This window comes from Planotetraspora mira, assembly GCF_016863275.1.
Lineage (GTDB): Bacteria > Actinomycetota > Actinomycetes > Streptosporangiales > Streptosporangiaceae > Planotetraspora > Planotetraspora mira.
Genome location: NZ_BOOO01000022.1, coordinates 148,403 through 161,711 on the forward strand (window position 1 = coordinate 148,403; position 13,309 = coordinate 161,711).

The following is a 13,309-nucleotide window of genomic DNA, read 5'->3' on the forward strand; positions in this document are numbered from 1 at the left end:
GTGATCATGCACACATTCGCGATCATGGCCGCTGACCAGCTCCTCCACTCGCCGTGATCATGCACAGGTTCGGCGCCGTACGGTCCGACCTGCGATTACACGGTTCGTGATCATGCATACTTTCGGGATCATGCTGTCCGACCTGGGGCGATGCCATTCGTGATCATGCACGTGCTCGTCTGTGTTCATCCGTGCAGCTCCACGATGTCGCCTGCCGTACCGGCCGGACGGCGCTGGAGCCGGGCGATGGGCGCGTCGTCGACGATCTGGCCGTCGAGGAGGCTGACGACGCGATCCGCCATGCTCGCGACCCTGGCGTCATGGGTGACCAGCACGATCGTCTGGCCCTGCCGATGGACCTTGCCCAGCAACTTGAGGACGTCGCGGGTGTTGCGGCTGTCGAGGTTGCCGGTCGGTTCGTCGGCGAGGAGCAGCCGCGGGTGGTTGGCGAGGGCCCGGGCGAGCGCGACGCGCTGCTGCTCGCCGCCGGAGAGCTGACCGGGCGCGGCGCCCGCGCGCTCCTCGAGGCCGAGCTCCGCCAGCAGGTATTCGCGCCGCTCCCGAGCATGCCTCGGCGTGGCCCCGCCGAGCAGCGCGGGCAACTCCACGTTGTCGGCCACGGTCATGTTGGCGACCAGATTGAAGAACTGGAAGACGAACCCGACCTTCTGTCGCCGGAGCACCGCCCATCCGCTTTCCGAGAGCGTGTCGGCACGCTTGCCGTCCAGCCAGATCTCGCCACTGGTCCGCGTCTCCAGTCCGCCGAGCATGTGGACGAAGGTGGATTTTCCCGACCCCGACGGACCCATGATCGCGACGAACTCCCCCGGTTCGACGACGAGGTCCACGCCGCGTACGGCCGGCACCGGCAGGCCTCCGGTCTGATAGATCTTCACGAGGCCGACCGCCCTGATCACCGGGGTCACGGTCACCGTGGCACCCCTTTGCGCATGATCACGAAGGGAATCGCCGCAGGTAGAGCGGCATGATCACGAATGTGTGCATGATCACGACCGGAGAAGGCCCAGGTCAGGCGCCCATCCACGAATCCGCGCATGATCACGGCAGAAGTGGGGGTGGGAGTGAAGGTGGAGGTGGGGGGTGGGGGGTGCATCAGGTCAGGTCCTCCTGGCAGCGTTCGAGCCAGTCCAGGTCGGCTTGGAGGTGAAGCATGGCACCCTCGATGAGAAGGCGCGCGACGCGGTTCCCCGGGTCCGTGCGCTCGGCCAACTCGTCGAGGTCTCTCATCAACGACAAATAGTGCCTGCGTTGCCGGTTGACCAGTGCCATCCTGTCGGCGATGCCCGTCAGGGGGGCCAGCACGAGCTTCATGAAGAACTCGTCCCGCACACGCGGACCCTCGGTCGGCTCGTCGACCCAGGCCTCCAGCGCCTCGCGGCCGGCGGCGGTCAGGTAGTAGACCTTCTTGTTGGGCCGGTTCGACTGCTCGACGTCGACGGCCCGGACGAACCCGTCCTTCTCCAGACGCCCCAGCGTCACGTAGATCTGGCCGATGTTGGGTGAGGGGTAGGCGCTGCCGAACGTCACCTCGAGCGCTTGTTTGAGCTCGTACCCGTGGGCAGGTTCCTTTGCCAGGAGTGCCAGCAACGGCAGCCGCACGCGCCCACCTCCATGCCAGTCGAGATGCCGTCGAGATGTTGCCGCGAAGCCCCCCGGGTGACCACCGAAGCAGTTACCGGAGCGTTACGGACCAAGCCGTTGACTCCCACATTAACGCTATGCATAACATGCATGCACCTACCTAACACGTATGTAACTACGACTTAATACGGAGGTCACGTGATCCGCCGAGCCGCCGCACTCCTGACCACCCTGCTGGTGGCCGGGTGCGCGGGACTGGCGGACTCCGCCGGCCGCACGTCACAGGGCACGAGCGGCACCGGTCCGATCACCTTCGCCACCGGCCGCGACACCACCGCCTATCTCCGGCCGCTGCTCGACCGGTGGAACCAGACCCATCCGGCCGAGCCGGTGACCCTGCTGGAACTCCCCGAGGCGGCCGACGAGCAGCGCGCCCAGATGGTGGCCAATCTCCAGGCCCACAGCGACGTCTACGACGTCCTCGGGCTCGACGTCGTCTGGACGGCGGAGTTCGCCGACGCCGGATGGATCGTGCCGCTCGACCGGAGCGTGTTCCCGCTGGACAAGATGCTCAAGGGCGTGGCCGACACCGCGATCTACCGCGACAGGCTGTGGGCCGCGCCGTACACGAGCAACGCCGGGCTGCTCTACTACCGCTCCGACATCCTCAAGAAGGAGCACCTCAAGCCACCCAGAACGTGGGCCGAGCTCCGCGACCAGGCCTCCCGCCTAAGCGCCAAATACCACATAGGCGGATATGCCGGTCAGTTCCTTCCGTACGAGGGTCTGACCGTCAACTTCGCGGAAGCCGTACAGTCCGCCGGCGGCCAGATCCTCGACCCCGACGCGCGCCGCGTGACGATGGACCTCGGGGCCACACGCACCGCGCTCGACTTCCTGGTCGGCGGCGTCGAGGAGGGCTGGATCCCGCAGGAGGCGCTCTCCTACAAGGAGGAGGAGTCCCGGCTCGCCTTCCAGGAGGGCCGGCTGGTCTTCGCCCGCAACTGGCCCCACGCGTACGGCCCTGCGACCCATTCCGATCTCGCGGGCAAGTTCGAGGTGACCCGGCTGCCCGGGCTGACCGGACCGGGATCGAGCACGTTGGGCGGGCTCAATCTCGCGATCAGCGCCTACTCCAAGCGGCAGAAGACGGCTCTCGACTTCATCCGCTACTTCACGGGTCCCGAGATCCAGCGCCTCGTCCTGACCGAGGGCTCCTTCCCCCCGGTCTGGGCCGAGCTCTACGACGACCCCGCCCTGATCAAGCGCTTCCCCTACCTGCCCGTCCTGAAAGAGGCGATCCTGTCCGCCCGCCCGCGGCCGGTGACCCCCAACTACAACCAGGTCAGCCTGGTGATCTCCAGCGCCGTGTCCGGCGCGCTCAACCTCAGCAAACCCGTCGATGAAACCGTCGCCGATCTGAAACAGCAGCTCGGCGAGGTCGTCCAGCCCGGAGGCTAGATCATGCGCAAACTCCCCCTGACGGTGGCGGTGCTCGCCCTCGCGGCGGCCGCCTGCGGTGGCAACACCACTCCCGAACCCGCGCAGAGCGGCGGCGGCACCGCCGCCGCCGCCAAGCCGCTCGACGGCGTCAAGATCGAAGTGGCCGCGAAGTGGACCGGCGAGGAGCAGGCCAACTTCGAGAAGGTTCTGAAGGCGTTCCAGGCCAAGACGGGCGCGACCGTCACCTACGCCTCGACCGGTGAGGACACGGGCGCGTACCTGGGCCCGCGCATCGAGGGCGGCAACCCGCCTGACGTCGCGATCCTGCCCCAGCCGGGCCTGGTCCAGCAGTACGCCGACCAGAAGGCGCTCAAGCCCCTGTCCCCCGAGGTGCAGGCGCAGATCGACCAGAACTACACGCCGTACTGGAAGGAACTCGGCTCGGTCGACGGCCAGGTGTACGGCGTGCTCGTCAAGGCGGCGCACAAGTCGCTCATCTGGTACCGGCAGACCGCCTTCGACGACGCGGGCGCCCAGCCGGCGACGTCGTGGGACGACCTGATCGGCAAGACCGCTCAGACGCTGGCCGACTCGGGCACCGCGCCGTTCGCGTTGTGCGGCGCGTCCGGCTGGACGCTCACCGACCTGTTCGAGAACGTCTACCTCTCCTCCGCGGGGCCGGAGAACTACGACAAGCTGGCCAAGCACGAGATCCCGTGGACCGACCCCTCGGTGACCACCGCGCTGCAGAAGATGGGGCAGATCTTCGGCAAGAACGAGTTCGTCCTCGGCGGCGCGTCCGGCGCGCTGCAGACCGACTTCCCGACCTGCGCCACCCAGGTCTACGGGCAGAAGAAGGCCGCGATGGTCATCGAGGCCGACTTCGTCGCGGTGACCGCCGCCGAGTCCGGCGCGAAGGTCGGCGAGGAAGCCAAGATCATGCCGTTCCCCAAGGCGGGCGACACCGATCCCGTCATCCTCGGCGGCGACACCGCGGTGGTCCTGAAGGACTCCAAGGGCGCGCAGGCGCTGCTGGAGTTCCTGGCCTCCAAGGAGGGCGGCGAGGTCTGGGCCAAGCAGCCCGGCTACCTGTCCCCCAACCGCAACGTGTCCCCCGACAACTACCCCGACGACCTGACCAAGCAGCTCGCCCAGACGATCATCTCCGCGGGTGAGTCCGTCCGGTACGACATGTCGGACCTCGCGCCCAGCGCCTTCGGCGGCACGGACGGCAAGGGCGAGTGGAAGGACCTGCAGGACTTCCTGCGCAACCCCTCCGACGTGAAGGGCGCCCAGGAGAAGCTCGAGGCGGACGCCGCCAAGGCCTTCACGAAGTAGGGAGACGCGGCCGTGACCGAACGGTTGGACGGCCCGCAGGCCCCCGGCGACGACATCCCCGCCGCCGGGGCCCCCTCCGGTCCGATTGAGACCCGATCCGCGCCGGCTCCGGCCGCGCGCGTGGACAGCAGCACCCCCCATCGGCTCGGACCCTCACCGAGGATGGCGGTGTTCTTCCTCCTGCCCGCCGTCCTCCTCCTGGGCGCGTGGGTGGTCTACCCGATCATCTACTCGATCTTCAGGAGCCTGTTCGACTCCACCGGGGACCGCTTCGTCGGTCTCGGGAACTACGGCTCGATCTTCACGGACTCCGCCACGCTGACCACGATCAGGAACAACGTGATCTGGGTCGTGGTGGCTCCACTGATCGTCACCGTCCTCGGCCTGATCTTCGCGGTGCTGACCGAGCGCATCCGCTGGGCGACGGCCTTCAAGCTCATCCTGTTCATGCCGATGGCCGTCTCCCTCCTCGCGGCCGGAGTCATCTTCCGCCTCGTCTACGAGCAGGACCCGGACAAGGGCGTGGCCAACGCGGTGATCACCGCCGTCCACGACACGTTCTCCTCCAGTGCGGGATATCCCGGAGCACGGCCCCGGGAGAACGACCAGGCGCCCGCGGCCGTCCAGAGCGGCGCCGTCGTGACCAAGCAGCAGGTGCAGGCCGGTCAGCCGGTGCTCATCCCGCTGGTCGGTCTCAGCCCCGACGTCGTCAAGGACGCCGCACCCGCGAAGGCCGCCCCGGCCGGCGGCGTGAGCGGCACGGTGTGGCTCGACGTCGTGCGCGGCGGCGGCGGCACCCTCAACCAGATCGACCCGCAGGAGAAGGGCCTGGCCGGGATCACCGTCGAGGCGGTCTCCGGCGGTGCGGTCAAGGGCACCGCCGAGACGGCGGCCGACGGCAGCTTCCACTTCGCCGGACTGCCCGCCGGCTCCTATGTCGTACGGCTCCCGCAGTCGAACTTCCAGGCGCCCTTCAACGGCATCACCTGGCTCGGCCCCGGCCTGATCACGCCCGCGATCATCGGCGCGTACATCTGGGTGTGGGCCGGCTTCGCCATGGTCTTGATCGCGGCCGGGTTGTCGGCGATCCCCCGCGACGCGCTGGAGGCGGCGCGGATCGACGGCGCGACCGAGTGGCAGGTGTTCCGGCGGATCACCGTGCCCCTGCTCACCCCGGTGCTGCTCGTCGTCTTCGTCACGATGATCATCAATGTGCTGAAGGTGTTCGACCTGGTGTTCATCATCGCGCCGGGCTCGGTGCAGCCACAGGCCAACGTGATCGCGCTCGAGATGTGGCGGGTGTCGTTCGGCGGCGGCGGCAACCAGGGCATGGGCAGCGCCCTCGCCATCTTCCTGCTGGTGCTGGTCCTGCCGTTCATGATCTTCAACATCCGCCGGTTCAGGAGGGACGAGCGATGACAACCCTGACCGAACCGGGGTCGGCGCAGCGGATCGAGCGCGGCCTCCTCGGGCGAGTGGTCGACCGGCTCGGCGGCGGCGTGGTCCAGGTCCTGCTCGTCCTGGTCGCCGTGTTCTGGCTCGTCCCGACGCTGGGCCTGCTGGTGGTGTCGCTGCGCGGCGAGGTGGAGAACAACGCGTCCGGCTGGTGGACCCTGTTCACCAAGCCCGCCCAGGTCACCTTCGAGAACTACGGGAACCTGCTGGCGGCCGGCTTCAGCTCGTCGTTCTGGAACACCGTGTTCATCACGGTGCCCGCGACGTTGCTGGTCATCGGCATCGCGGCGATGGCGGCGTACGCCTTCGCCTGGATCGAGTTCCCCGGCAGGGACGCCGTGTTCCTCGTCGTCGTCGCCCTGCTGGTGGTGCCGGTCCAGATCGCTCTCATCCCGATCGCCAAGATGTACGGATTTCTCGGGATATTTGGCTCGATCGCGGCAGTCGTGCTGTTCCACGTGGCGTTCGGCCTGCCGTTCGCCATCTTCCTGCTGCGCAACTTCTTCGCGGGCATCCCCCGGGAACTGCTCGAGGCGGCGCGGATGGACGGCGCCCAGGAGTGGCGGATCTTCGCGACCGTGGTGTTCCCGCTGGCCAAGCCCGCGATCGCGTCGCTCGGCATCTTCCAGTTCCTGTGGGTCTGGAACGACCTGCTCGTCTCGCTGGTGTTCGCCGACACCGAGAACCAGCCGATGACCAAGGCGCTGCAATCCCAGATGCGACAGTTCGGCACCAACGTGGACATCCTCGCGCCAGGCGCCTTCCTGTCGCTCATCATCCCGCTGGTTCTGTTCTTCGCCTTCCAGCGGTACTTCGTCCAGGGAATGCTCGCGGGATCGGTGAAATAGCTCCCACCGGTCGGCGTGGGCGCACAGAAAGGGCCCGGATGCGCGCTTCACGGGGGGAAAAGCGCGCATCCGGGCTAGGCCCCATTCTGTACGGCCAGAGCAGCTGATGTCACCGCATTGGCAAGTTTGTCCTCGATCTCATGCCAACTCCTGATATTTCGCCGACTTCCACCCACGCTGTGCCGGCGATGACATACGGCGACGGCATGACCCCGGACATCGGATGCCCGCTTCACGGGGGTAAGCGGGCATCCGATCTTTGCCGCCGAAGGCCTTGCCCACCCGGGAAAGCCGATAGAGTTCGCGACCATGGCAGGGCGTCCGTTGCACGAAGTAGTGGAAGCCGGATGGGCTGCGGCCCTCGAACCCGTCGCCGAGCGGATCACCGCAATGGGCGACTTCCTCCGGCAGGAGATAACGGAAGGGCGACAGTACCTTCCCGCGGGGGCCAACGTCCTCCGCGCGTTCCAGCAGCCTCTCAGTGAGGTCCGTGTGCTGATCGTGGGGCAGGATCCCTATCCCACGCCCGGCCACCCGGTGGGCCTGAGCTTCTCGGTCGCGTCCGATGTCCGGCCGCTCCCCGGGAGCCTGGTCAACATCTACAAGGAGTACATGGCCGACCTCGACTATCCCCCGCCGACCAACGGCGACCTCACCCCGTGGACCGAGCAGGGCGTGCTCCTGCTCAACAGAGTCCTGACGGTGATGCCGGGCAAGCCGGCGTCCCATCGGGGCAAGGGCTGGGAGGAAGTCACCGAGCAGGCCATCAAGACGCTCGTCACCCGGGGCGGCCCCCTCGTGGCCATCCTGTGGGGACGCGACGCCCGCAACCTGAGGCCGATGCTCGGCCAGGTGCCGTGCATCGAGTCGGCCCATCCCAGTCCTTTGTCCGCGCGCAACGGCTTCTTCGGCTCCCGGCCGTTCAGCAGAGCGAACCAGTTGCTCGCCGAGCAGGGCGCCGCACCCGTCGAGTGGAAGTTGCCCTGACCGGTGGCCGATAGGATCTCCACCATGAGCGATACAACGGACACGGGACGCTATCTGCGTCTCACCGTCGACCTCGTCGTCGAGGTCATGGACGTGGGCGCCCTCCAGGCGGCGGCACTCGCGGAGATCCGCGACCCCGAGACGGAGCTGGACCAGGACGAGCGCCAAGAGCAGATCGAGCTGGTCAACACCGACGACACGGGCGCGGCGGCCTTGCAGTGGCTGATCGAGCCGGACCACGTTCTGGGTCTGGTCGAGCACCTCAACGACATCGAGCCGCGAGAGGCCATGCTCGGCGTCGAGCCGTCCGACGGCGTCCTCGAGGACGAGGGTGACGAGGACGACCACGACCATCACGACCACGACGGTCACCAGCACTGACCCGCCCGCCAGGGCTCACACAGGTTCGAGGCGGTTAAGGGGTCCGGCCGGGAGCTCGACGACGATCGGGTCTCCAGGCCGCACCTCACCGCCCTCTATGACGATCCCCATGATCCCGGCCTTCCTGACCAGGCCTCCGTCCTCATCCCGGCCCAGAACCGCTTTCAGCAATCCGTCCTGGAAGCCGTCGAGCTGCAGGCAGGGATTGCGCAGGCCGGTGATCTCCACCACAGCAGTTTCACCGAGATGAAGTCGAGCGCCCACGGGCAGTCCGAGCAGGTCCAGGCCGCGCGTGGTGACGTTCTCCCCCATGTCCCCCGCCCGTACGGCGAAGCCCGCGGAACGCAGCTCGTCGTGCAGCTCCTCATGGACCAGGTGCACCTGCCGGAGATTGGGCCGGCTGGGGTCGCGGGCGACCCGGGACCGGTGCTTGACCGTCACTCCCATGTGCGCGTCGCCCTCCACGCCCAGCCCGGCCAGCAGCCGGATGACGTCCTGATTGGATTTGCTGAACGTGTGAGTCCCGCTGAGGCTCACCGCCGCCACCGCCGCGTCTCCCGGCATCCGCTCCTCCTCACGACGAGACAAGCATCATCGCCCTCGGGACCGCCTCATCGCGAACAGATATCCCCCGGTCAGCCGGTCAACGGCTCGCGAGAGTGTCCGTGAGGCTTCATCCGGGCGTCATGCGGCGCGGAGTCCGGGCGTACGGCACAACCATTCGCTGACGGTCCCCTCGAAATCCGCCGGCGGGCCGACCCGCAGGCACGACCGGTCGGCCGCGTCGCGCGTCAGCCGTACGTGGAAGGGCTCACGCCCGAGTTCGGGAGCGCCGGAGACGACGGCGAAATCGGCGCCGTCGACCCGCAGGTGGTCGCCGATCGTCCGGCACCGGGCACCCGGATCGCCGCCGACCCAGGCGAGATGGCCGGTGAGCAGCCGCTCCGCGACGGTGCGGAGCACGTTGACCGTGCAGAGGCGGTGGGCGCACGCCGCGCCGTCCAGCATGACCTCCGGCAGCCCGAACCGAGCGAGGCCTCGTGTCGTCACCCGCAGACAGGCGCAGACTTCGGTGCCTGCCGGGTCCCACGGCGGGCACGAGCGGTCGTCGTCGATCTCGATGGTCCAGCCCAGCCAGTCGTCGCCCAGCCGGAAGTCCTGGCGCTCGCCCGGGCATGCGGCGCAGTGGTAGACGGCGGAGCCGGTCAGCCTGTCCACGATCACTCCGTGATAGGCCTCCGCCACACCGCGCGCCGCCGCCCGGGCGACCTGGGCGGCCTCCGGCTGCGCCTCGACCGGCGCGGTGCTGGAGACCACGACATGATGGCGCGCCCGCGCGACCCGTCTCAGGTCGTCGTCCTTGAGGCCCGTCCGCCGCCAGAGCGAGCGGTCGGCCCTGATCGCCTCCAGTTCCAGGCGCGGTGTGCCGAGCACCTCCATCGCTCTTTTCCGGTGCGGTTTGCCCATGCGCCACGGGACGATCGACGACAACTCCACCGGCGCACGGTCCACGGCCACGACGAACACCGACGTCGTCTCCGCCGGAACGGAATAGGTGATCTGCATGGGTCCTCCTGGGGGAATCTCGGAAGCCCCACCATGGATGAACGGCCCACGCCGCCTCCCACTAGAACCGGGTTCTGTGGAAAACGCTCATCGTCCACAGGAGACCGCAGGACTCGATCCCGGACATCACGGCGGCCCTGGCCCTGAGCCGCACGGAGTGCGAACAGCAGGACCAGGGCCGCTGGAAGAACCGAACAGCCGGGGAAGTCCCGAGCACGGCTCACCGTCGCCAGGCGATGCCGGCGAGGTCGTCACCGCTCTCAGTTGTCACCACCCCCGCCGGCCGGTGGAGCCGTGAAACGGTGACGACCGGATCAGGACTCGGCCTCCGCCTCCGACTTGGAGTCGGTGTCCTGCTTCTGCCACGGGGTGGCCTGGTTCTCGCTCTTCTGGAACGGCGTCACCAGCAGGGTGAAGTCGCGCAGCAGGTACTGGCGCTGGTGCTGGTGCTGACGCTCGTGCTGCCACGCGTGGTTGCGGCTCCAGTTGCGGTTGTGGTTGCGGTCGCCGCGGCCCCAGCCGCCGCCGCCGCAGCCGCCGCCGCAGCCCATGACGGTGGTGGCGTTCGCGGTGCCGGCGGTGACAGCGGTGCCGAGGGCGACGGCCCCGCCGGTCAGCGCGGCGCTGATGGCGAGAACCCCCACGAGGCTCTTGACGTTAGGCATTTGCATTTCCCCCCGAAAATGAGCAATTACCCTATGATTCGACTCTTTCCAAATAGCTTGGAAAGTATTCTTCCAGCAGGACCCGACTGCTTATCTCTGCAATGTCTTATTTTCCGCGACAGATAGGGGGCAAACGGTGATCAGCGGCTTTTGCCTCCCGCCCATCCATTTATTGACGACATTAAGCAAATACTGATCGCTTCATCCTTAATGTCTTCTATATCCCAATGCAGGATATCCCGATATAGGCGCCATTTGCGCCTTTCATCAAGGGATCGAACTTCCAGAGGAACCGCCGCACGACCCATCGATCGCGGCAACAGGCGGTCAGCAAGGCGGTCGACGGCGTCGGCACAGGTCAGACACCGGCCTGCGTGCCGGGCGGGAGGTGCGCACCGGGCAACGCTTCCGCGATGACATTCAAATTGACGCCACGGAGCTTGACGCCCGACCAGGAAGGCGAATCGAGAGACAGCCGTCGAGAAGACCGCCGTCGACGAAAGGCCGGTCGCATCACCGATGTCCACGACCTCCGGCATGATTCGACCGCGGTCCCGGCAGATCAGGCGCCCCAATGAGGCGCCTGATACCCGTCCTACAGTTCGTTGAAGGGCTCGGCGTAGACGAACGCACCGCGAATCGACGAGTGATATGCAGTGAGCGGCCGGACCTGGAAGTGCGGTCCCCACTCGGCCACCGGCGGGACGATTCCGTAGCCCTCCGCCGGTCCGAAGCCGAACCGCGGGTAGTAGTCGGCATGGCCGAGCAGCACCACCAGGGGCTCTCCGAGCGCGTCGGCCGCACCGAGCACGGCGTGCATGAGGGCGTGGCCCACACCCTGACGCTGGACGCTCGGATGCACGCCCAGCGGCCCGAGACCCAGGACGGGCGTGCCGTCGACATGGGCTCGCGAGCACACCACGTGCCCCACGACTTCGCCGTCCCGGCCGGCCGCGACGAACGACAGCGCGGGTAGCCACGCGTCGCAGGCGCGCAACGCGTCCACCAGGTCCGCCTCGACGACCGGACCGCCGGGGGCGGCCATCGGCGCGAACGCCGCAGCCTGGACGGCGCGGATGGGCGCGACGTCGGCCGTCGTCTCACATCTGATCAGCATCGGTCCAGACTGCTGCGCACGATCCGGGCCCGTCAATCGGATAACCGGCTCACGCCCACACCGCGACTCACGCCTGCAAAACCGCCCACGCCCTCAAAACCGCCCACGCCCATAAAACTCTTCGCGTCCGGACGCCGGATCACGTCTGGACGATGGCCAGGGCCTGGGCGGGAAGGTAGACGTCGCCGTCCATCAGCCGGATGGCCTCGTCGGAGGCGAGCAGGATCCTCTTGGCGCCCGGCGAGAGCCGTACGGGCACGGGGAGGCCGCCGAAGTTGGCCAGGACGCGCAACGATCCGCGTTCCATGATCAGGAAGTGCCGGTCCTCGTCGTGGCGGACCTTCACGCGGTCGAGCCGGGGATCGGCGAGTTCGGGATGCGTCTTGCGCAGCGCGATCAGGTCGCGGTACCAGCCGAGCAGCGAGACCGCGCCGTCCTCGGAGAGTTCGCTCCAGTCCAGTTTCGAGCGGAGGAAGGTGGCCTCCTCCTGCGGGTCGGGCGCCTTCCAGTCGTAGCCGAACTTCTCGAACTCGATCCGGCGACGCTCTCCCTCGTTGTCGGCCAGCGAGGGCTCGAAGTGGTCGGTGAAGAAGTAGAAGGGCGTTCCCGCGCCCCACTCCTCGCCCATGAAGAGCATCGGCGTGAACGGCGAGGCCAGCAGCAACCCGGCGGCGAGCCACAGGTGCTCGGGCTCCATCCGGTCGCCCGACGGCCGGTTGCCGATCTGGTCGTGGTTCTGCATGCAGCAGACGAACCGGTAGCCGGGCACGCCCGCCGCCGACCGGCCGTGACTGCGGCCCCGGAAGCTCGAATAGGTGCCGTCGTGGAAATATCCGCGGGTGAGCACCTTGGCCAGCGCCGACAACGAGCCGAAGTCGCGGTAGTAGGCCTGGGTCTCCCCCGTGACGGCGGAGTGCAGCGCGTGGTGGACGTCGTCGTTCCACGTCGCGTTCAGGCCGAAGCCGCCGGACTCCCGCGGCGCCATCAGGCGGGGATCGTTCAGGTCCGACTCGGCGATCAGCGTCAGCGGCCTGCCCAGGCTGGTCGACAGGGCCTCCACCTCGGCCGACAACTCCTCCAGGAAGTGCGTCGCGCGCGAGTCGTGCAGCGCGTGCACGGCGTCGAGGCGCAGCCCGTCGATGTGATAGTCGCCCAGCCACTGCAGCGCGTTCTCGACGAAGTAACGCCGCACCTCGTCCGAGCCCGGCCCGTCGAGGTTGACGGCGTCCCCCCAGTAGGAGCCCTTGAAGTCGTGGAAGTACGGCCCGAACTTGGCCAGGTAGTTCCCCGAAGGGCCCAGGTGGTTGTAGACCACGTCGAGGATCACGCCGAGCCCGGCTCGATGGCACGCGTCGACCAGCATCTTCAGCCCGTCGGGCCCGCCGTACTCCTCGTTCACGGCGTAGAGGTCGACGCCGTCGTACCCCCAGTTGCGCCGTCCGGGAACGGGGGCGACCGGCATGATCTCGACGAAGTCGACGCCCAGGTCCACGAGGTGGCGCAGCCTGTCGATCACGCCGCGGAAGGTGCCCTCCGGGGAGAAGGTGCCGACGTGCAACTCGTAGATGACCGACCCGCGCAGGTCACGGCCGCGCCAGTCCTGGTCGCCCCAGGTGAACCTCGCGTGGTCGCAGACCCGGCTCGGTCCCTCGACGCCGTACGGCTGCCGCCGCGTCCTGGGATCGGGGTAGGGCCCGCCGTCGTCGACGTAGAAGGCGTAGTCGGTGCCGTGCTCGTCCCCGGCCGCGGTCCACCACCCGCCGTCGCCCGGAGACATCTCGTGCCTGGTCCCCCCGAACTCGACCTCGACGCGTGCCGCTTGGGGCGCCCAGACCTCGTACATGCCCCTCCAGGTGTCGGGGCGGCCGCGAGGCCGCCGTCCAGCAAGAGTCTCCCCGTCCCCCGCC

At 68.0% G+C, this 13,309-nt stretch carries 13 protein-coding genes; 6 read left to right on the plus strand and 7 right to left on the minus strand.

Annotated elements, in window-relative coordinates; translation table 11 throughout:
• Positions 1 to 185: 185 nt before the first annotated feature.
• Both Pmi06nite_RS22000 and Pmi06nite_RS22005 read right to left on the minus strand, forming a co-directional pair.
• Positions 186 to 932 (minus strand): ABC transporter ATP-binding protein, encoded by a 747-nt coding sequence (locus Pmi06nite_RS22000; protein ID WP_239114102.1) that lies wholly within the window; start codon positions 930 to 932, stop codon positions 186 to 188.
• A 181-nt stretch (positions 933 to 1,113) separates the two neighbouring features.
• On the minus strand, positions 1,114 to 1,620 hold the full coding sequence (locus Pmi06nite_RS22005) for a PadR family transcriptional regulator (RefSeq protein ID WP_203954956.1): 507 nt from the start codon (positions 1,618 to 1,620) through the stop codon (positions 1,114 to 1,116).
• Between the two features lie 180 nt (positions 1,621 to 1,800).
• On the opposite strand from Pmi06nite_RS22005, the gene Pmi06nite_RS22010 reads away from it, so the two are divergent.
• From Pmi06nite_RS22010 to Pmi06nite_RS22035, 6 genes are all read left to right on the plus strand, one after another.
• A complete protein-coding gene (locus tag Pmi06nite_RS22010; RefSeq protein ID WP_239114103.1) occupies positions 1,801 to 3,063 on the plus strand; it encodes an ABC transporter substrate-binding protein in 1,263 nt (420 codons plus the stop codon).
• 3 nt (positions 3,064 to 3,066) lie between these two features.
• Positions 3,067 to 4,383: an ABC transporter substrate-binding protein gene (locus Pmi06nite_RS22015; RefSeq protein ID WP_203954957.1), complete on the plus strand. Its 1,317-nt coding sequence runs from the start codon at positions 3,067 to 3,069 to the stop codon at positions 4,381 to 4,383.
• Positions 4,384 to 4,395: 12 nt separating this feature from the next.
• On the plus strand, positions 4,396 to 5,802 hold the full coding sequence (locus Pmi06nite_RS22020) for an ABC transporter permease (protein ID WP_203954958.1): 1,407 nt from the start codon (positions 4,396 to 4,398) through the stop codon (positions 5,800 to 5,802).
• A complete protein-coding gene (locus Pmi06nite_RS22025) occupies positions 5,799 to 6,686 on the plus strand; it encodes a carbohydrate ABC transporter permease (RefSeq protein ID WP_203954959.1) in 888 nt (295 codons plus the stop codon). The genes Pmi06nite_RS22020 and Pmi06nite_RS22025 overlap by 4 nt, the downstream gene beginning before the upstream one ends.
• A 309-nt stretch (positions 6,687 to 6,995) precedes the next feature.
• The gene (locus Pmi06nite_RS22030; RefSeq protein ID WP_203954960.1) at positions 6,996 to 7,673 is read left to right on the plus strand and encodes a uracil-DNA glycosylase; all 678 of its coding nucleotides are present in this window, start codon (positions 6,996 to 6,998) and stop codon (positions 7,671 to 7,673) included.
• Between the two features lie 24 nt (positions 7,674 to 7,697).
• Entirely contained in the window at positions 7,698 to 8,054 is a 357-nt protein-coding gene (locus Pmi06nite_RS22035; protein WP_203954961.1) for a hypothetical protein, read from the plus strand.
• 15 nt (positions 8,055 to 8,069) lie between these two features.
• On the opposite strand, the gene Pmi06nite_RS22040 is transcribed toward Pmi06nite_RS22035, so the two are convergent.
• The 5 genes from Pmi06nite_RS22040 to treZ all read right to left on the minus strand — a co-directional run bounded on the left by Pmi06nite_RS22040 (position 8,070) and on the right by treZ (position 13,245).
• Positions 8,070 to 8,618, minus strand: a complete 549-nt coding sequence (locus Pmi06nite_RS22040) for an MOSC domain-containing protein (protein ID WP_203954962.1) — start codon at positions 8,616 to 8,618, stop codon at positions 8,070 to 8,072.
• A gap of 120 nt (positions 8,619 to 8,738) precedes the next feature.
• Complete coding sequence (locus Pmi06nite_RS22045) at positions 8,739 to 9,620, minus strand: hypothetical protein (protein ID WP_203954963.1); 882 nt, start codon at positions 9,618 to 9,620, stop codon at positions 8,739 to 8,741.
• 314 nt (positions 9,621 to 9,934) lie between these two features.
• Positions 9,935 to 10,285, minus strand: a complete 351-nt coding sequence (locus Pmi06nite_RS22050) for a hypothetical protein (protein WP_203954964.1) — start codon at positions 10,283 to 10,285, stop codon at positions 9,935 to 9,937.
• A gap of 595 nt (positions 10,286 to 10,880) precedes the next feature.
• On the minus strand, positions 10,881 to 11,402 hold the full coding sequence (locus Pmi06nite_RS22055) for a GNAT family N-acetyltransferase (protein WP_203954965.1): 522 nt from the start codon (positions 11,400 to 11,402) through the stop codon (positions 10,881 to 10,883).
• 139 nt (positions 11,403 to 11,541) lie between these two features.
• Positions 11,542 to 13,245: a malto-oligosyltrehalose trehalohydrolase gene (gene treZ, locus Pmi06nite_RS22060; RefSeq protein ID WP_203954966.1), complete on the minus strand. Its 1,704-nt coding sequence runs from the start codon at positions 13,243 to 13,245 to the stop codon at positions 11,542 to 11,544.
• Between the last annotated feature and the right edge of the window lie 64 nt (positions 13,246 to 13,309).

Bases quoted from the DNA above. Each gene is read 5' to 3' on its own strand.
- Pmi06nite_RS22015 (WP_203954957.1), top strand. From the start codon at position 3,067: ATGCGCAAACTCCCCCTGACGGTGGCGGTGCTCGCCCTCGCGGCGGCC.
- Pmi06nite_RS22025 (WP_203954959.1), top strand. From the start codon at position 5,799: ATGACAACCCTGACCGAACCGGGGTCGGCGCAGCGGATCGAGCGCGGC.
- Pmi06nite_RS22030 (WP_203954960.1), top strand. From the start codon at position 6,996: ATGGCAGGGCGTCCGTTGCACGAAGTAGTGGAAGCCGGATGGGCTGCG.
- Pmi06nite_RS22035 (WP_203954961.1), top strand. From the start codon at position 7,698: ATGAGCGATACAACGGACACGGGACGCTATCTGCGTCTCACCGTCGAC.
- Pmi06nite_RS22040 (WP_203954962.1), bottom strand. From the start codon at position 8,618: ATGCCGGGAGACGCGGCGGTGGCGGCGGTGAGCCTCAGCGGGACTCAC.
- Pmi06nite_RS22045 (WP_203954963.1), bottom strand. From the start codon at position 9,620: ATGCAGATCACCTATTCCGTTCCGGCGGAGACGACGTCGGTGTTCGTC.
- Pmi06nite_RS22050 (WP_203954964.1), bottom strand. From the start codon at position 10,285: ATGCCTAACGTCAAGAGCCTCGTGGGGGTTCTCGCCATCAGCGCCGCG.
- Pmi06nite_RS22055 (WP_203954965.1), bottom strand. From the start codon at position 11,402: ATGCTGATCAGATGTGAGACGACGGCCGACGTCGCGCCCATCCGCGCC.
- treZ (WP_203954966.1), bottom strand. From the start codon at position 13,245: ATGTACGAGGTCTGGGCGCCCCAAGCGGCACGCGTCGAGGTCGAGTTC.